Raw genomic sequence first — 19680 nt, forward strand, 5'->3', positions numbered from 1 at the left:
AACCTCATGCAAAGTTAAGAAAAACCTAAAAAAAAACACCGTCTAAAAAAGATTTTTATTGAACTTTTTCATTGAATCATAATATCAGGCAACTTTTAATACAAGAAACTGTTTTTTATGCTTGAACTTTCCATTCAAAATAAAATTACTCCCAAAAATCTGAACTAAACAAAGCTTAAAAAATAAGCTCCAATTGATAAGTAAATAAAAAGACCCACAATATCATTCAAAGTAGTCACAAAGGGACCCGTTGCCAAAGCAGGATCAATTTTCATTTTATGCAGAGTTAATGGAATTAAGGTGCCAAATATTGACGCAAAAACAATAACTGAGAACAATGCAACCGACACACTTATTGTTAGACTAAAAGAATGCCCAACCATAAATAAGTTAACAAGGAAAACCAAACCCGAACAAATTATACCATTTACAAAGGCTCCCATCAGCTCTCTTAGTAACCGACTAATTGTACTTTCAAAACCCAATGAATTATTTGCCAACCCCTGTACAATAATCGCCGCCGATTGAACACCTACATTTCCTCCCATTGCCGTAATCAGCGGAATAAAAAATGCCATCGCAGTATAATTCCCCAAATCACCTTCGTGCCTTGATATTACAAAAGCACTTATAAGTCCGCCCATTAAACCAATTAACAACCATGGAAGGCGCGCTCTTGTTTGAATCCAAACCGAGTCACTTGACTCCACATCTTCAGTAAGACCAGATGCCATTTGGTAATCTTTCTCGGCCTCATCACGAATCACATCTACAACATCATCAATTGTAATGCGTCCCATTAATCGTCCGATACTATCGATAACCGGTATTGCCACAAGGTCATACTTCTCCATAATCCGGGCCACTTCCTCATCCGGCTCATCGGTATGCACCGACATAACATCCGGCTGATAAATATTACTGATTTTTGCCGATGTCGGACTCAAAATCATAATTTTTAAGGAAAGAGTTCCCTTTAAGATGCCATCATCATCAACAACATATACATAGTAAATCTCATCAATATCCTCAGCTTGGCGACTTAATTCTCTCAGACAGGTTAGAACAGTCCAATTCTCATTTACCATCACCAACTCTTTCGCCATCAATCCACCTGCAGTATCTTCATCGTAATGAAGTAAATCCACAATATCGCCGGCCTGTTCAATATCTCCTATATGGGAAAGAATCTCCTCTTGTTGTTCTTCAGACATCCCGCCAATCACATCGGCAGCATCATCAGAATCCATTCTGTGAATAAACTGCTTTGCAATAACTTCAATAGGGAGAACCTTTAAAAACCGATCTCTATCATCCTCTTCTAATTCAGCTAAAACATCTGCAGCAGTATCAATATCGAGAAGTAAATACAAAAACTTAGCTTCCTCTGTATTGAGTTCATCATATATTTCGGCAATATCAGCAGGATGCAATCCATCCATCATACCAATTGCCCCGGCCTCATCCTTCTCTTCGATAATTCTTTTTAACTGATCGATGTATTCGCGAGTCAATTCAAATTGCATATCAATGTATTTTAGGTGTGATTTTATTCTCTTAATTCCGCATTTATCAATTCTTCAATTTTATTGGTTAAGTAAACAAACTGATCTACTGACAATTGCTCTGGCCTTTGAGCCATAAGTTCATCATCAAGCTTATCATCACCCAATACTGATTTTAAAGAATTCCGCAAGGTTTTCCGGCGCTGATTGAATCCGGATTTAACGACTCGGAAGAATAGTTTTTCATCACAAGCCAATCTGTCGGTAGTATTCCTTTCCATACGAATTACCGCAGATTTAACTTTTGGAGGTGGGTCGAATACCGTTTCGCTAACAGTAAACAAATATTCTATATTGTAAAAAGCCTGCATAAGCACACTTAAGATACCGTATGTTTTATTTCCAGGAACAGCAGCCATTCTTTCGGCAACTTCTTTCTGAATCATCCCTACAACCTCAGGGATCTGATCTCTGTGATCCAACACTTTAAAGAATATTTGAGAGGAAATATTGTAAGGAAAGTTCCCTATTACAGAAAAAGGCTCCGAAAATAATTTCGACAAATCATATTTCAAAAAATCCTCTCCAATTATTCGTCCGGATAATTCCGGAAAATTTTCATTCAAATAAGCTACCGATTCTCTATCTATCTCAACAACATGGGTTTCAAATCCCTCTTCCTTAAGTAAATATTGCGTTAAAACTCCCATACCCGGACCAACCTCAAGTACCTTCGAGACACCATCAGCCTTCATACTTGCCACTATTTTTTTTGCAATATTCAAATCTTTTAAAAAATGCTGACCTAAACTTTTTTTTGCCCTAACGTATCCCATATCCATCCAATTAATCCCTTTTATTTCAGTATCTCAAATTAACAAAAATTAAAAACAGCTGCTTTTCAAAGGAGATTTCAAACATTTACTTATTTTTGTAGCTTATTTATCGTCCGGCAAATTTAGGACTTAATAATAGAAACACAGCTTATACTTGCTTAAAATTTAACCTCAGTTGGTTTTTTCTATAAAATACTAACTCTAAAATTATCAATTTTGAAGAAAAATCTCATACATATCATAAAATTTCTAATCTTCTTTTCAATTAGTTGTTTCTTATTTTGGTACGTTTACCGAGGTCAAAATACTTCAGAGCTAATTTTCACTTTAAAAAATGAAGTCAACTATTACTGGATTCTTCTTTCTCTGTTTTTTGGACTGCTAAGTCACATCAGCAGAACAATCCGTTGGAATATGCTCATTGAATCCCTGGGAAAAAAACCAAGAACGATAAATACTTTTCTTGCGGTTATGGTTGGTTATTTTGCAAATCTTGCACTACCAAGAATGGGCGAAATTTCAAGATGCGGCTTAATCAGCAAATATGAAAATATTTCTTTTTCCAAATTAATTGGCACTGTAGTTCTTGAAAGAGTACTGGATATAATCATGCTGATTATATTTCTACTAATCGCATTATCAACACAATTTTCGGTTATTTCTCATTTCTTCTCAAACAATCCTGAAGTCAGCAGCAAACTCTCGAATGTATTTGCATCTTCAAACACAATATATGTAGTCGCTGCCGTATCAATTACCATCTGGATTTTAAGAAAAAAATTTAAAAATACAATTGTCTTTAAGAAAATTGATCAAACCCTTTCCAATTTTATGGCAGGCTTTCGTGCCATTAAGAAACTGGATAACAAATGGTCTTTTGTCTTTCACACTGTCTTTATTTGGATCATGTATTATTTGATGACGTATATCTGCTTCTTTAGTTTCGGATTCACATCAAATCTTCCTGCTATTGCCGGACTAACCGTTTTTGTAATGGGCAGTTTTGGAATGGTTGCTCCTGTTCAGGGTGGAATTGGTGCCTGGCATTTTATGGTGATCGGAACTCTTCTGGTTTACCTTCCTGAAGTTACCAACATCGAAACCATGTCGAAAAGCTTTGCTCTTGTTGTGCACGGTGCACAAACAGCAATGATTATCATATTGGGTGCAGCTTCAGTAATTGCTCTGCCTATTGCAAACCGAAAGCAAGTAAAATTAATAAAGTCTGAAATTTGAGATGAGAATCGATTTTACCATTATTGAAGTTAACGATCTTCATTCAAAAGAGAATTTATTGAACTTCCGGTACGACTTTATCAGAAAATGAAAAACTGGATTCGGCCTCTGGATTCGGACATCGAGAAAGTTTTTGATCCGAAACAGAACAAAATGTTTGCTCACGGAGAGTGTATCCGCTGGATTCTTCAAGATCAAAACAAACAAACCATAGGCAGGGTTGCTGCATTTATAGACCACAAAGTAAAAAATCTAACCGAGCAACCGACTGGAGGCATGGGCTTTTTTGAATGCATCAATAACAAAAAAGCAGCCTTTACTCTATTTGACACCTGCAAAAACTGGCTAAAAGACAGACAAATCGAAGCCATGGACGGACCAATTAATTTTGGAGAAAGACATCAATGGTGGGGACTTCATGTTGACGGAGATCACAAACCTGTTTATTGTATGCCGTACCATTTTAAATACTATCAGGATTTTTTTGACTCTTATGGATTCCAGATCTACTTTAAACAATATACCTACCGAACGAAGTTTGCTCTAGAAAGCTTAAGCGAAATCATAAAGTGGAAAGCACAAAGACTTTTAAACAATTGTGAATATCAGGTAATCCATTTCAACAGGAAAAACTCAGACAAACTAATAAAGGATTTTGTATACATTTACAACGAAGCTTGGGTGAAAGAAATACCAGGCATCGAAGGCATTTCAGAACAACAAACGCAAGACCTGTTCAATACATTAAAACCAATCATGCATAAAAAGCTGATGTGGTTTGCCTATTACAAAGAAGAACCCATTGGCTTTTTCATAATGGTTCCTGACTTAAATGAACTTCTGCAGCATATAAATGGTAAAATGAACCTTTATGCAAAGCTTCGTTTCATCTACTACAAACACCTGCAAAAAAACAAAAATGCTTTGGGCTTAATATTTGGAGTGGTTCCTGAGTTTCAGAAGCGTGGCATCGAAGCTGCAATGATTTACGAATTCTCCAGATCAGGTTTTGACCCTAACTTTCCATTTTCAAATTTGGAAATGAATTGGATCGGCGATTTCAATCCAAGAATGAGTCATTTAATGGAGCACATTGGTGCAAAAATCTACAAAACTCATCATACCTACAGAAAATTATTCGATGAAACAAAAGAATTTAAACGTTCTTTAATTATAAAATAAAAAGGCGGCTCGAATCCGGGCCGCCTTTGCTGTATTTTTTCCTGATAATTTACAATCCATTTTCGGAATGATACAATATCCGCATTAAACGAATATCATCTTCCGAAAAATCTTCCTCTCCCAACTCTTCAAGAGCCACTTCGATACTGTCAGTCTCGGCTTCATCAAAATACTCCAAAATTTCCTCCTGACGATCCTCATCAATGGTCTCATCTACGTAATAATTCAGACTCAGTTTTGTTCCTGAATATACAATAGCCTCCATCTCTCTAAGCAGCTCAGAAAATGCCATTCCCTTGGCTTCTGCAATATCTTCCAAATCCATTTTTCGATCTACACTCTGAATAATATAAACCTTAAATTTAGATTTATCAACAACAGAGCGAACAACCATATCCTGAGGTCTTTCAATATTATTCTCCTCAACATGCTTTCCTATCAAGCCAACAAACTCCTTCCCAAATCGTTTTGCCTTTCCAGCACCTACTCCTTGTATATGAGATAATTCCTCAATATTTACCGGATAATGGATAGCCATTTCTTCAAGAGATGGATCCTGAAAAACCACATATGGAGGCACCTCTTTTTTCTTAGCAACCTGTCTTCTTAGATCTTTCAACATTGATAACAGGGCAGTATCAACAGTTGCCGTACTAACCGCTTTTGTTGCTTCCAAATCAACACCTTCAAAATCATGATCATCAGTAAGCATAAAAGGCACCGGATTTTTCAGGAATTTACGCCCTTCGGATTTAAGTTTAATCACGCCATACTGCTCAATATCCTTTTCAATCAAGGAATGAACCAATGCTCTTCGAAAAACCATATTCCAAAAATGCTGATCCCGATCCTTACCGCAACCGAACATTTCCAATTCATCATGTTTATACGATTTAATCGATGAATTCATTTCACCGGTAAGAATATTGACCAAATGATCGATTTTAAAGCGCTCCTTAACCAGCTTAACCAGTTTCAATGCTTTAATAACAAATTCTTCTCCCTGAAATTCTTTCTTTGGATGCAAACAGTTATCGCAACTGCCGCAATTAGCATCGATATGATTCTCGCCAAAATAATGAAGTAAAATTGTTCGGCGACAAATAGCCGATTCTGCAAACGAAACTGTTTCCAACAAAAGCTGTCTGCCTATTTCCTGTTCTGCGACAGGCTTTCCCTGCATAAACTTCTCAAGCTTTTGAATATCCTTGTAGCTGTAAAAAGTCAGACACCGTCCTTCTCCGCCATCCCGGCCAGCTCTTCCTGTTTCCTGATAATAACCTTCTAAACTCTTTGGTATATCGTAATGAATTACAAACCTCACATCCGGCTTATCGATGCCCATTCCAAAAGCAATTGTTGCAACCACAACATCCACATCCTCCATCAGAAATTTATCCTGATTCCCTGAACGTGTTGACGAATCCATTCCTGCATGATAAGGAACAGCTTTAATTCCATTAACCTGAAGAGTTTCGGCCAATTCCTCAACCTTTTTTCGGCTCAAACAATATATAATTCCTGATTTTCCTGTATTTGCCCGAATAAACTTAATGATCTCTTTGGTCGCATTTACTTTTGGAAGAACTTCATAATATAAATTAGGCCGGTTGAATGATGATTTAAAAACCAAAGCATCCAGCATCCCCAAATTCTTTTGAATATCATGCTGTACTTTAGGTGTTGCCGTTGCAGTAAGTGCAATGATCGGAGCTGAACCAATTTCATTAACGATTGAACGAATCTTCCTGTATTCAGGCCTGAAATCGTGTCCCCACTCAGAAATACAATGAGCCTCATCCACAGCGTAAAAAGAAATTTTCACCTGCTTAAGAAACTCAATATTACTTTCCTTTGTTAACGATTCCGGAGCTACATATAAAAGTTTAGTTCTACCTTCCAGAACATCCTCTTTTACTTTTAAGGTCGCTGATTTGGAGAGAGATGAATTCAAAAAATGAGCTACGCCATCATCTTCACCAAAATTTCTCATTGCATCAACCTGATTTTTCATCAGTGCGATCAATGGGGATATAACAATTGCTGTCCCCTCCAACATCAATGAAGGCAATTGATAACACAATGACTTTCCCCCACCTGTGGGCATCAACACAAATGTGTCATTACCACTTAAGATATTTTGAATTACTGGTTCTTGATTTCCCTTAAAATTCTCGAATCCAAAATACTTCTTTAAATTAGTTGATAATTCAAAGTTCTTTCCCATACTTCCTATTGATATGCTTTTTCCCAAAAATATATGCGGTCGGCTAAATTAACATTTTACTTAGCAACCTAAAATTTTTAAATGGTAATTTTCACATCACCATTCATTCCCGTATTACAAATTTCGATACTTTTGTATTTTAAATTTAGATAAACACTTGTACAATTCAAAACGAAATCTGCAATTAACAGATTTTAACTGATTATTAAAGTTTCATTTATCTGAGTTTAATTAGCTTTGCACACAATATAAAAACCAGAAGATTTGAAACCTACATACGATATTAAGCAAATTGCAATAAAAACGATTGCAGAAGAAGAAAAAACCATTGGTCAGTTAAAAGAGTATATTGACGAAGATTTTGTTAATGCTGTTGAGTTGATCTTAAAAAGTAAAGGTCGGGTTGTAATTACCGGAATTGGCAAAAGTGCCAACATTGCTAATAAAATTGTGGCAACCCTTAATTCGACAGGTACCCCAGCCTTATTCATGCATGCTGCCGATGCTATTCATGGGGACTTGGGAATGATTCTTCCTGATGACATTATTATATGTATTTCAAAAAGTGGAAGCACTCCGGAAATCAAAGTTTTAGTGCCACTCATCAAAAACATGGGAAATACGTTAATTGGAATGGTATCCGGACTGGATTCTTTTCTTGCAAAAGAATCGGACTATGTTTTAAAAGCCGTTGTCGAAAAAGAAGCCGATCCAAACAATTTAGCTCCAACAAATTCGACGACTGCTCAACTTGTTATTGGAGATGCTCTGGCAGTTTCCTTATTGGAGTGCAGACAATTTACAAGTCAGGATTTTGCCAAATATCACCCGGGAGGAGCTCTGGGGAAAAAATTATATTTACGGGTTAGTGATCTTTACAAAATTGATCTGGCTCCTAAAGTATCCGAAGAAGAAAGCATTCGTCCGATTATCCTTGAAATTTCATCAAAAAGAATGGGAGCTACTGCCGTTGTTAATAAAGAGAATAGACTGGTTGGAATAATTACTGATGGTGACCTTCGTAGAATGCTTGAACAAAATGAAGATGTAAGCAAATTAACTGCCCGAAATATTATGTCTCCAAAACCGAAGACTATTGATCCTGATTCACTTGCCATTAACGCTTTTCAACTAATGGAAGACAACAACATCACTCAGCTTGCAGTTGTTAAAAATGGAAAATATGTAGGTATGGTTCATCTGCATGACATCTTAAAAGAAGGAATTGTATAACTTGTCGCAATTAGTAAATCAACACACACATGTCAGATAAAGAAGCAACAAAAGAAGAAAACCAAATGAGTTTTCTTGAACACTTGGAAGAACTAAGATGGCACTTAATGCGATCGGTAATTGCCGTTATGGTTTTTGCAATAGTTGCTTTTATCTTTTATGATTTTATATTTAACGTATTGATTCTTGCGCCCAAGAACCCTGAATTCTTTACAAACAGAATGTTTTTCAAATTATCTGAATACACAGGAGTTGAGTCTCTGAAAATTAACATCCATCCGTTTCAGGTTATAAATATTAACATGGCCGGGCAATTTGCAACACATATAAGTGTTTCTTTAGTGATCGGAATAATTGCCAGCTTCCCATATATATTTTACGAATTCTGGAGCTTTTTAAAGCCCGCTTTATACGATAATGAGAAGAAACATGCAAGAGGATCTATTTTTTACACCTCATTTTTATTTGCGCTTGGAGTTCTTTTCGGCTACTACCTAATAACCCCACTATCAGTTCATTTCTTAGGATCTTACAGTGTAAGCGATCAGGTTTTGAATCAAATAAACCTAACATCCTACATTTCATCTATCACTTCAATTGTTTTGGCAAGTGGAGTAATATTTGAGTTACCCGTTCTTATTTTCTTTTTAAGTAAAATAGGTTTGGTATCCCCTGAATTTTTAAAAAAATACAGAAAACACTCTGTGGTTTTAATTTTAATTCTTTCTGCAGTAATCACTCCTCCGGATATCTTTAGTCAGATACTGGTTTGTTTACCACTGATGCTGCTTTACGAAATAGGTATTAAAATCTCGAAGCGGGTTCAAAAAAACCAACAAGCTAATTTGGGTTAAACAATTACACAGTTTATTTGTATTTTCACATAATTAAAGTCTGGATTCCTATTAAATCCGGGCTATCACTATTGTATATTTATGAATCAGATAATAAAAAAAGGATTTCTACTCCTAACCATTCTTATTTTTTCAGGCTTAGCTTACAACGGTTTTGCACAAACCACCAAAATAAGAGGTCGTATAATTGATTCGGAAACAAAAGAACCACTTCCGTTTGTAAATATTGCTTTTAAGGGCACTACCATTGGTACCACTTCGGATTTTGACGGACAGTATTTTCTGGAAACAAGAACACCATCAGATTTATTGCACATCTCTTTTGTAGGTTATAAAGAGCAGGTGTTTGAAATTCAAAAAGCCAGTTTTCAAACCATTAACGTAGAATTAAAATCAGAAGCATTCGACTTAGCGGAAATTATTGTTACTCCCGGAGAGAATCCTGCACATGTGCTTCTCCGGAAAATTATCGCAAAAAAAGAAGCCAATAATCCTTCCAGGTTTGATTCGTATCAATACGAATCCTATACCAAAATGGAAATGGACCTGAACAATATCAAAGATAGTTTTAAGAATAAAAAAATCATGCGGCAATTCCAATTTGTCTTTGATTATATCGACACCTCTGTAATAACAGGAAAACCATACTTACCTGTATTTATTACCGAATCTCTTTCCGATTATCATTTTCAGAAAAAGCCGAAAATAGAAAGGGAAGTTATTAAAGCTTCCCAAATGTCGGGCATAAATGACAACGCAAGTTTAGCTCAGTTTACCGGAAAACTTCATCAAAACATAAACATTTACGACAACTTTATTGATCTTTTCAATATGGGTTTTGTAAGTCCGATTGCAGATGGCGGACTTCGCTATTACAAATATTACTTAACCGACAGCGCATTTAGGGAAGGCAGCTGGTGCTATCACATGTCATTTAAGCCTAAAAGAAAGCAGGAACCGACTTTTATAGGAGATTTTTGGGTGGCCGACACCACCTTTGCCATACAAAACATGCAAATGCGCATAGCAAAAGATGTGAACCTTAACTGGGTTAAAGATTTGGTTAGCAACAATGAATTTCAGAAGTTAAACGACAGCACCTGGTTCTTAAAAAAGCAAAATCTTTTTGTTGACTTTATGATAACAGAGAAAGATTCAACCAAACAAATGGGCTTTTTTGGAAGAAAATCAATTTCCTACAAAAACATAAAGCTAAATCAACCATTAAAAGAGGAAATAATTAAGCTCGACAATAATGTTATTGTTGAAGAGACTGCCTTAAAACAACCCAAAGAGTATTGGGACAATGCCCGTCCATACCAATTATCAGAAAGAGAATCCGGCATTTACGCCATGGTTGATTCCATTCAAAACGTACCATTGTACAGAAATATAATTGATGTAATTCAAACATTTGTTACAGGCTATTACGTAAAGGGAAAATTCGAATACGGCCCCTACTATAAACTTTACAGCTTTAATGAAATTGAAGGAAACAGATTTATGTTTGGAGGAAGAACTTCAAATGATTTTAGTACTAAAATAATGTACAACGGTCATTTAGCTTACGGAGACAAAGACAATAAATTTAAATATGGGTTGGGCTTTCTATACATGATCAATAAGCTCCCAAGAGAAACTTTCGGAGCACAATACAAACATGATATTCAACAATTAGGAAAAAGTCCAAATGCATTTACCGAAGGGAATATTCTATCCTCTCTTTTAAAACGAAACCCAAACAATAAACTCACAATGGTAAATCAATTGGAAGCTCATTATGAGAAAGAGTGGTTTCAGGGATTTTCGAACACTTTGAAGTTCAGATACAGAGACATCAACCCAACAAAATTCGTCCCGTTTAATGCCCCGGATGTAAGTGGTGAGACACCTGTTTCTGGAATTACATCTTCGGAAATTGAGCTAAGAACCAGATTTACCAGAAATGAAAGAATAATAATGGGTGAATTCGAAAGAGTTCATCTGGGTGGGCCATTTCCTATATTCAATCTTTATCTTACCATGGGCATGAAAGATGTTTTGGGTGCCGATCACAATTATCAAAAAATTGATTTAAGCATCGAACACACCATAGAACTACCTCCCTTGGGAAATCTTTACTATTTAGTTACTGCAGGGAAATTATTCGGAAAAGTTCCGTACCCTCTCCTTCATCTGCATGAAGGGAACGAAACCTACGCTTTTGATCCGTATGCATTTAACATGATGAACTATTACGAGTTTTCAAGCGATCAATACGTTAGCTTATTTGTTGAACATCACTTTAACGGACTCATTTTAAATAGAATACCATTATTTAGGAAATTAAAATGGAGAACTGTAGTGTCGGGAAAAGGACTAATTGGAAGTTTAAGTGACAAAAACAATGGCTCATTAACCAATACTGAAGCTAAAATGATTTTTCCCAATGGTCTTTCGGATGTAAGCAAACCTTACTTTGAAGCAAGTGTAGGAATTGAAAACATATTTAAATTTATCCGAATTGATGCCATGTGGCGGTTAAATCATTTGGAAGACAATCCATATCAGGATTTTGAAAATTTTGGTATCCGGGCAATGTTCCAATTCACTTTTTAATAATTCAGAGGAAATTAGTGACCGGCTTTGAACTTACTTCAAAGTTTAATTCTCACAGATCTTTTCTATATTTGCAACATTCCGATCCTTAAATATATTGAATAACGATGATTTTAAGAGCTGAAAATTTAATAAAAAGATACAAAACCAGAACCGTTGTTAAAGGTGTTTCTGTTGAAGTTAAACAAGGTGAAATTGTTGGCTTACTTGGACCTAATGGTGCTGGAAAAACCACTTCATTTTACATGATTGTTGGGTTAATTCAGCCAAACGGTGGAAGAATCTTTTTAGACGACCGCGAAATTACAAATGAACCTGTTTATAAAAGAGCGCAATTAGGTGTTGGATATTTAGCTCAGGAAGCCTCTGTGTTTCGAAAGCTAAGTGTGGAGGACAATATCAGAGCTGTACTTGAAATGTCTGATTTCTCAAAAGAATACCAGAAAGAACGATTGGAAGAAATGCTGAACGAGTTTAGCCTGCAGAAAATCAGAAAAAGTCTTGGAATTCAACTATCGGGTGGCGAAAGAAGAAGAACAGAAATTGCAAGAGCTTTATCAATTAAGCCGAAATTTATCCTTCTAGATGAACCGTTTGCAGGAGTTGACCCAATCGCAGTTGAAGATATCCAAGACATTGTCCGCCATTTAAAAGATAAAAATATTGGAATTTTAATTACCGATCACAACGTACAAGAAACTCTTTCCATTACCGAAAGAGCCTATCTTTTGTTCGAAGGTAATATCCTTAAATCAGGAACTGCTGAAGAACTTGCTGCAGATGAAGATGTGAGAAGAGTTTATTTAGGTAAGAATTTTGAACTTCGGAAAGCTATAAAATAGCTCATTGTCAAGAGAATTGAATTGATTCAATAATTCAAAAAAAATCAGACTAAATATTTTACTCAAAAAAATTTCATTTTTTTTCGAACAGGTATTGCAAATTATAAAAAACAGCTCTATATTTGCACCGCAATTAACCCGCGGATGTGGCGTAATTGGTAGCCGCGCTAGACTTAGGATCTAGTGCCGAGAGGCGTGGGGGTTCGAGTCCCTTCATCCGCACAACAAAATAATAACCTTAAACCGCCCGTACTTCCGATACTGATATGTGTCGATCGTGAGGCGGTTTTTTTTCAATTAAAGAGGTTTTATCTATAATAGCTAAAAAATGAACATTACAAAAACCAATATTGATGATTTAAATGCTGTAATCAAATTACAGATTGTTCAAGAAGATTACGAAACCCGAGTAAACAATGTGTTGAAAGACTATCGTAAAAAAGCAAATATCAATGGTTTCCGTGCAGGTAAAGTACCTATGGGTGTGATTAAAAAAATGTACGGAACTCCTGTTTTAGCTGATGAAATTAACAAAATTCTTAGCGAGGAGCTAATGAAGTATATTCGTGAAAATGATTTAAATATCATGGGCGAACCTCTTCCAAATGAAACTGAACAAAAGGAAATCAACTGGGAAAAAGACACTAAATTCGAATTCTCTTTTGATATTGCTTTAACTCCTGAATATACACTTAACCTAAGCAAGAAAGATAAAATCGACTTCTTCAAAATTATTGTTGACGAGAAAATGATTCAGAGCGGTGTTGATATGCACTCCCGTCGTTTCGGATCAAACAATGCTGCTGAAGTTGTTGAAGAAAAAGAACTTTTGAAAGGTAACTACGCTCAGGTTGATGCTGACGGAAAACTAATTGAAGAAGGAATTGTAAGCGAAAATGTTGCCATGTCTTTAGAATACATGAAAGACGAAGACGCTAAAAAGAAATTTATTGGAGCTAAAAAAGATGATGTAGTAGTTTTCAATCCAGCCAAAGCTTTTGAAAACAAATCAGACATTGCTTCTATGCTAAATATTTCGAAAGAAGAAGCTGAAACATTAGATTCTGATTTTCAATTTACAATTACCGAAATCACCAAATTTGTTAATGCTGAATTGAATCAGGAATTATTCGATAAAGTATTTGGTGAAGGAACTGTATCTTCAGAAGAGGAATTCAAGAATAAAATCAAAGAAGATATCGAAAAGCAATTGGTTAACGACAGCGACTACAAATTCCTGATCGATGCCAAAGCCAAATTAGTAAAAAAAGCAAAAATTGAACTCCCTGAAGCATTCTTGAAGCGTTGGATTGTTTCTACAAACAAGGATATGACCGCAGAGCAGGTTGATACTGATTTTGCAAATTATGCTGACGAATTCAAATGGCAATTGATCAAAAACAGATTGATTCAGGAGAATGATCTGAAAGTTAGCCAGGAAGAAGTTATGGAATTTGCTAAAAAACAAGCATTAATGCAATTCCAACAATACGGAATGATGGATGTGCCTGAAGAGTACCTTAACAACTACGCTCAGCAAATGATGCAAAATCAAGACGAGCAAAGAAAAATTTATGAGCGCAAAGCTGATGATAAAGTTGTTGAATACATCAAAGGAACCGTTAAACTGGAAGAAAAAGAGATTTCTACCGAGGATTTCAACAAATTGTTTGAATAAGTCGAAACGCCTTAATAATACATTAAACCACGCTTTAAAAAAGCGTGGTTTTCTTTTTGGCTTTTAAAATACAGATTTTGTTAAGCCATTCTTTTCAAATGGTGAAAATTTAACTAATTTAGGTCTACGAAATATAAAATCACTTCGCTATGGTACCAAAAGATGAATTCAATAAATTTGCTACAAAGCACATGGGCATAAGCAGCCTAAACTTAGATAGATACACATCAATCCACAACAGCTACATCTCTCCTACTATTATTGAGGAAAGACAATTAAACGTTGCATCAATGGATGTGTTTTCCCGTCTTATGATGGATCGGATTATCTTCCTTGGCATTCCAATTGATGATTATGTAGCCAATATCATTATGGCGCAATTGCTGTTTTTAGAATCTACAGATCCGTCGAAAGATATCCAGATCTATTTCAACACTCCTGGAGGTTCAGTTCATGCCGGCTTAGGAATTTACGATACAATGCAATACATCAAATGCGATGTTGCTACCATTTGTACCGGAATGGCGGCTTCGATGGGAGCTGTATTATTAACTGCAGGAACAAAAGGTAAACGTTCAGCATTAAAACACTCACGTGTAATGATTCACCAACCAATGGGTGGTGCTCAAGGGCAAGCTTCGGATATCGAAATTACTGCACGCGAAATTTTAAAATTGAAAAAAGAACTTTATACTATTATTGCTGATCATTCTGGAAATACTTACGAAAAAGTTGAGAAAAACTCCGATCGTGATTATTGGATGACAGCCGCGGAAGCAAAGGAGTACGGAATGATTGATGAAGTGCTTATCCGTGAGCAATAAGCTAACTAAATAGAAATCAGAATAACAAAATGCAGAGTTAAGATTAAAATTCTTAACTTTGCATTTTTAGTATAACAAATAAGAAACATGGATAAATGCTCGTTTTGTGGGAGAGAAAAGAAAGATACTAATCTTCTAATTGCCGGAATTAGCGGTCATATTTGCGATAGCTGTATCGAACAAGCCTATGCTATTGTACAGGAAGAATTGAAGAATCGTACTGACATCAACCTAAAAGAGATTCAATTACTTAAGCCGACAGAAATTAAGGCATTTCTTGACCAATATGTAATTGGACAAGATGATGCAAAAAAATATCTTGCGGTTGCGGTATATAATCATTACAAGAGATTACTTCAGGAAAAAGATGATGAAGATATTGAGATTGAAAAATCGAATATTATTCTTGTTGGAGAAACTGGAACAGGTAAAACCTTATTGGCTAGAACAATTGCCAAAATGCTTCATGTTCCCTTTACTATTGTGGATGCTACTGTACTAACCGAAGCTGGTTATGTTGGTGAGGATATTGAATCGATCTTAACAAGACTTCTTCAGGCATCTGATTATGATGTTGTTGCAGCAGAAAAAGGAATTGTATTTATTGATGAAATAGATAAAATTGCCAGAAAAAGCGATAATCCTTCCATTACCAGAGATGTTTCGGGTGAAGGTGTTCAGCAAGGCTTACTTAAACTGCTGGAAGGATCGATTGTGAATGTTCCGCCACAAGGAGGAAGAAAACATCCAGATCAAAAAATGATACCCGTAAATACAAAAAACATCCTATTTATTTGTGGTGGTGCATTTGATGGCATTCAAAGAAAAATTGCGCAGCGATTAAATACTCAGATTGTTGGATTCAATGCCAACAAAGAAAAGGAACAGATTGATCAGAATAATTTACTGCAATATATTGCTCCTCAAGATTTGAAATCTTTTGGTTTGATTCCTGAGATTATTGGTCGTTTACCTGTTCTTACATACTTAGAACCGTTGGACAGAAAAGCATTACGCAACATTCTTACTGAACCAAAAAATGCAATCATAAAACAATACACTAAACTATTTAAAATCGACGATATTGAATTAGTATTTGAAGACGATGCATTGGAATATATTGTAGATAAAGCCCTGGAATTTAAACTCGGAGCCCGTGGATTAAGATCAATTTGCGAAGCTATCATGATTGATGCCATGTTTGAATTGCCAACAAGCGATCAGAATAAAATTGACATTGACAGAAAATACGCAAGTGAAAAACTTGAAAAAATAAACCTCAAGCGTTTAAAAGTCGCATAGAAAAAGCCGGATAATATCCGGCTTTTTTCTTTATAGTGTTATTGTAATATTTGCTCCGAATGCACTTACAGTTGCCTTGGCATCACAATCTGAATCAGGATCTCCGCCTCCAAAATTTACAATTCCATCACCAACATCGCTTAATGATAAATCGGCCTTCCCGCCTATAATGTTCTTGCACGAATAAGCGTAGACTAAATCACTGTTGCTTTCCAATGCAAACGAAACTCCATCAGGAGTTTCCCCCAATAGATTCGTTGTAAATTTAAAAACATCATCAATATAGGCAGACTCACCTTCCTCGCTCTTTAAAAAAGTGTAAACATTACTTATACTAGATACTGAGACCGTATAAACCATTTCTTCGGTTCCGCTAATTAAAAATTCAGCATTCTCCATAGTCATGGAAAAATCATCACCAGCGGTTTCACCGGTAATCTGAAATTCAATTGTTCCAGTTATGGAATATCCGTAAGATGAGAAATCTTTTAATCGAATATCAAATGATTCCAATTTTTCATCTTTTGGATCTACAATTACTTTCCCTTTAAAAGCGGCACCATTCGACAAACATGTTGATGTTCCATAATCCAGTACAATTGAATCAAGCACAAAAGTCTCTGCATTTCGATGAACTGAAACCTTCAAGCATTTAGCCACATTTGTTACGATCGAATCACCTTTAAATTCTAATTTATGCATCGCGATGCCATTCACATCCATCGCTAAATCGTTAAATATATTTTCTATTTGCAGAGTAAGCTCAGCAGGAACAGAGAATACATCCAGAATAATATCTTCAGGATCAGATCCCGTTGAACATGAATTTACTGTAAATAATATGCTGACAGATATTATAAAACCTGAAATTAAACGCCTCATATTTATTCTTATTTTCTTATATAATCGATAAATGAATAAGGAACTTCATTTTTTTCATCCGGCAGACAATCCTCTCTGCTGACTGATTTCCATTCTTTTAAATCCAGAACCGGAAAAAAAGTATCTCCTTCAAAATCCTTATGAACTTTTGTGTAATATATCTTATTGGCCTTAACCAAGGCTTCTTTATAAATAGTTCCTCCGCCAATAATAAAAACTTCCTCCTGATCCGAAAATCTCTCAAGAGCTTTCTCTAAGGAATTAACCACAATGCACCCTTCTGCCACATAATCCCCCTGACGGGTTATAATTACAGAAGTTCGATTTGGCAATGGTTTCCCTATTGATTCAAACGTTTTTCTCCCCATAATAATGGTATGCCCTGTTGTTAAAGCTTTAAACCTTTTTAAATCGGCAGACAGCTTCCATATTAACTGATTATCTTTTCCGATTACCTGATTTCGGGAAACGGCAACAATAATGGATACATTCATAATGTTTAGCTTTAGATGGAAATTGCTCCTTTAATATGAGGATGTGGATCGTAGTTTTCCAAACTAAAATCCTCAAATTTAAAATCGAATATACTTTTAACTTCAGGATTAATTTTTAATACCGGAAGTTCTTTCGGCTCTCTTGTCAATTGTAATTTTACCTGATCCATATGATTCATGTAAATATGAGCATCTCCTAAAGTATGCACAAATTCGCCAGGTTCCAAATCGCACACCTGAGCCATCATCATCGTTAAAATAGCATAGGAAGCAATATTAAACGGAACGCCCAAAAATATATCTGCACTGCGCTGATACAACTGACAGGAAAGTTTACCATTGGCTACATAAAACTGAAAAAGTGCGTGACATGGAGGCAAAGCCATATTTTCAATATCTGCTGGATTCCATGCACTTACAATTAACCTTCTTGAATCGGGATTATTTTTAATATCATGCACCACTTGCGTGATCTGATCTATTGATTCTCCATTGCTTTTTGGCCATGATCTCCACTGGTATCCGTAAACATGTCCTAAATCACCATTTTCATCAGCCCATTCGTTCCAAATTCTAACGCCATTGTCCTGAAGATATTTCACATTGGTATCTCCATCTAAAAACCAAAGCAATTCGTGAATTATTGATTTTAAATGAAGCTTCTTCGTAGTTAACAGAGGAAATCCTTTGGATAAATCGAAGCGCATTTGATGACCAAAAACACTTACGGTTCCGGTTCCGGTTCGATCTTCCTTCTTATTCCCTTCTTCGAGAACTCTTTCTAATAAGTGAAGATATTGTTGCATAACTAATTGTCAAAATTTAATTTTTAAAGATAAAACTATTTAAGGACTTCCTTATAAATAGTTCGAAACGATATAACCACACCACAATAATTCCTAAAAAAACACGAGGAATAATCAACCAGCCCAGAGGCACACCAATAGCTGCAAATAATAGCGGGTCTTCTAATTGTGAATGGGATACAGCGATGTGATGATTTAATAAATCAGCTTCTGATTTTGTCATTTGTCCCTTTTCAACTTGTTCTATCATGATGGCTGAACCATATGCCAAACCCAAAGTATTAGCAACTATCCATGAAAAGGATGTGGAATCGGGCAGTCCCATTATTGACTGAAAAGGAGCCAACATTCGCGACAGCCATTTTATAATCCCAAAAACTTCCATAATTCGCTGTAAGATCATCAACAAGGTAATCAGAATTATCACTTTTAAACTTAAGACCCCCGAAGACCAAAGCCAGGCTGTAAACATTGAATTAAACGCTTCTTGCTGTACAAGAACGCCAGCCTGAGCCTGAAATGAATCTGCCGGCAAGACCCAGTTTAAAAACAGCCCAAGCACAAAACTACCTGTCAACCTTAGTAATATCATTCGAAGCATCGACGATCCTGTTTTTTTCAAAACCGCGGTTTCAATTATAAAACCGTGAGCTACCAAACACATTGCGGCTAAAATTGTAACCACCCGCCCCTCCAGCTCCAAACTGGTAATTACTGCAATCGCCGTATAAATATTCGTAAAAATACTGGTTAGTAAAATAAATGCCGATTCTCCCGGCAAGCCCATGTACTCAAATGCAGGCTCCAAATAACCCGAAACCAAAGCCAATAGTCCCGTGTAGTTGAGTAATAACACACCAAAAGAAACTGGTATCATAATACTCAAAAGCCATTTAGATGTGGAATAGGCTTTGGGAATAGATTCCCAAACAGCAGCAATAACTTTAGCTTTTGATGACTGATTTTTAGTTTGAACTGAACTTTCCTGAAACATTTACATTCAACTTGAGTGAAGTACAAAAATACTTTTTTCAATCAATTTATAGGTCTTCCTCCACATATACATTTACCAAATTAGTTCGCTAAAAAAAAACCGCTCTATATAGAATGTTTTCATATCACTTGTAATTGTCATAAAAAGACAATGTCGATGTTTTAAGAATCTATTTTTTTAGTTAGTT

General features: G+C 35.8%; 16 protein-coding genes and 1 tRNA gene. 10 read left to right on the plus strand and 7 right to left on the minus strand.

What is annotated here, in order from left to right:
• Positions 1-164: 164 nt before the first annotated feature.
• Together mgtE and rsmA are read right to left on the minus strand one after the other, a co-directional pair.
• Positions 165-1526, minus strand: a complete 1362-nt coding sequence (mgtE, locus tag ACKU4N_RS18595) for a magnesium transporter (RefSeq protein WP_321318962.1) — start codon at positions 1524-1526, stop codon at positions 165-167.
• A 23-nt stretch (positions 1527-1549) separates the two neighbouring features.
• Positions 1550-2341, minus strand: a complete 792-nt coding sequence (rsmA, locus tag ACKU4N_RS18600) for a 16S rRNA (adenine(1518)-N(6)/adenine(1519)-N(6))-dimethyltransferase RsmA (protein WP_321318964.1) — start codon at positions 2339-2341, stop codon at positions 1550-1552.
• A 216-nt stretch (positions 2342-2557) separates the two neighbouring features.
• Here rsmA and ACKU4N_RS18605 point away from each other — a divergent pair, with 216 nt between their 5' ends.
• Both ACKU4N_RS18605 and ACKU4N_RS18610 read left to right on the plus strand, forming a co-directional pair.
• Positions 2558-3577 (plus strand): lysylphosphatidylglycerol synthase transmembrane domain-containing protein, encoded by a 1020-nt coding sequence (locus ACKU4N_RS18605; RefSeq protein WP_321318966.1) that lies wholly within the window; start codon positions 2558-2560, stop codon positions 3575-3577.
• An 87-nt stretch (positions 3578-3664) separates the two neighbouring features.
• Entirely contained in the window at positions 3665-4759 is a 1095-nt protein-coding gene (locus ACKU4N_RS18610) for a hypothetical protein (RefSeq protein ID WP_321318968.1), read from the plus strand.
• A 49-nt stretch (positions 4760-4808) separates the two neighbouring features.
• Here ACKU4N_RS18610 and recQ read toward each other — a convergent pair whose 3' ends face one another.
• A complete protein-coding gene (gene recQ, locus ACKU4N_RS18615) occupies positions 4809-6986 on the minus strand; it encodes a DNA helicase RecQ (RefSeq protein WP_321318970.1) in 2178 nt (725 codons plus the stop codon).
• A gap of 264 nt (positions 6987-7250) precedes the next feature.
• Between recQ and ACKU4N_RS18620 the strand changes: the two genes are divergently transcribed.
• From ACKU4N_RS18620 to clpX, 8 genes are all read left to right on the plus strand, one after another.
• Positions 7251-8219, plus strand: coding sequence for a KpsF/GutQ family sugar-phosphate isomerase (locus ACKU4N_RS18620; protein WP_321318972.1), 969 nt, complete (start codon positions 7251-7253; stop codon positions 8217-8219).
• Between the two features lie 29 nt (positions 8220-8248).
• Entirely contained in the window at positions 8249-9073 is an 825-nt protein-coding gene (tatC, locus tag ACKU4N_RS18625) for a twin-arginine translocase subunit TatC (protein WP_321318974.1), read from the plus strand.
• 81 nt (positions 9074-9154) lie between these two features.
• A complete protein-coding gene (locus ACKU4N_RS18630) occupies positions 9155-11671 on the plus strand; it encodes a DUF5686 and carboxypeptidase-like regulatory domain-containing protein (RefSeq protein ID WP_321318975.1) in 2517 nt (838 codons plus the stop codon).
• Between the two features lie 107 nt (positions 11672-11778).
• A complete protein-coding gene (gene lptB, locus ACKU4N_RS18635; RefSeq protein ID WP_321318976.1) occupies positions 11779-12513 on the plus strand; it encodes an LPS export ABC transporter ATP-binding protein in 735 nt (244 codons plus the stop codon).
• Positions 12514-12653: 140 nt separating this feature from the next.
• A tRNA-Leu gene (locus tag ACKU4N_RS18640) sits at positions 12654-12735 on the plus strand.
• A 106-nt stretch (positions 12736-12841) separates the two neighbouring features.
• Complete coding sequence (gene tig / locus ACKU4N_RS18645; protein WP_321318977.1) at positions 12842-14191, plus strand: trigger factor; 1350 nt, start codon at positions 12842-12844, stop codon at positions 14189-14191.
• 149 nt (positions 14192-14340) lie between these two features.
• The gene (gene clpP, locus ACKU4N_RS18650; RefSeq protein WP_321318979.1) at positions 14341-15015 is read left to right on the plus strand and encodes an ATP-dependent Clp endopeptidase proteolytic subunit ClpP; all 675 of its coding nucleotides are present in this window, start codon (positions 14341-14343) and stop codon (positions 15013-15015) included.
• An 87-nt stretch (positions 15016-15102) separates the two neighbouring features.
• Positions 15103-16317, plus strand: coding sequence for an ATP-dependent Clp protease ATP-binding subunit ClpX (clpX, locus tag ACKU4N_RS18655; protein ID WP_321318980.1), 1215 nt, complete (start codon positions 15103-15105; stop codon positions 16315-16317).
• A 30-nt stretch (positions 16318-16347) separates the two neighbouring features.
• Here clpX and ACKU4N_RS18660 read toward each other — a convergent pair whose 3' ends face one another.
• The 4 genes from ACKU4N_RS18660 to ACKU4N_RS18675 are packed head-to-tail and all read right to left on the minus strand — an operon-like array spanning position 16348 to position 19493.
• A complete protein-coding gene (locus ACKU4N_RS18660) occupies positions 16348-17199 on the minus strand; it encodes a hypothetical protein (RefSeq protein WP_321318982.1) in 852 nt (283 codons plus the stop codon).
• A gap of 8 nt (positions 17200-17207) precedes the next feature.
• On the minus strand, positions 17208-17693 hold the full coding sequence (locus ACKU4N_RS18665) for a dihydrofolate reductase (protein ID WP_321318983.1): 486 nt from the start codon (positions 17691-17693) through the stop codon (positions 17208-17210).
• An 11-nt stretch (positions 17694-17704) separates the two neighbouring features.
• Positions 17705-18499, minus strand: coding sequence for a thymidylate synthase (locus tag ACKU4N_RS18670; RefSeq protein WP_321318985.1), 795 nt, complete (start codon positions 18497-18499; stop codon positions 17705-17707).
• 16 nt (positions 18500-18515) lie between these two features.
• Positions 18516-19493: a nucleoside recognition domain-containing protein gene (locus tag ACKU4N_RS18675; protein ID WP_321318988.1), complete on the minus strand. Its 978-nt coding sequence runs from the start codon at positions 19491-19493 to the stop codon at positions 18516-18518.
• Positions 19494-19680: the final 187 nt, after the last annotated feature.

This window comes from Labilibaculum sp. (assembly GCF_963664555.1).
In the GTDB taxonomy this organism is placed as follows: domain Bacteria; phylum Bacteroidota; class Bacteroidia; order Bacteroidales; family Marinifilaceae; genus Labilibaculum.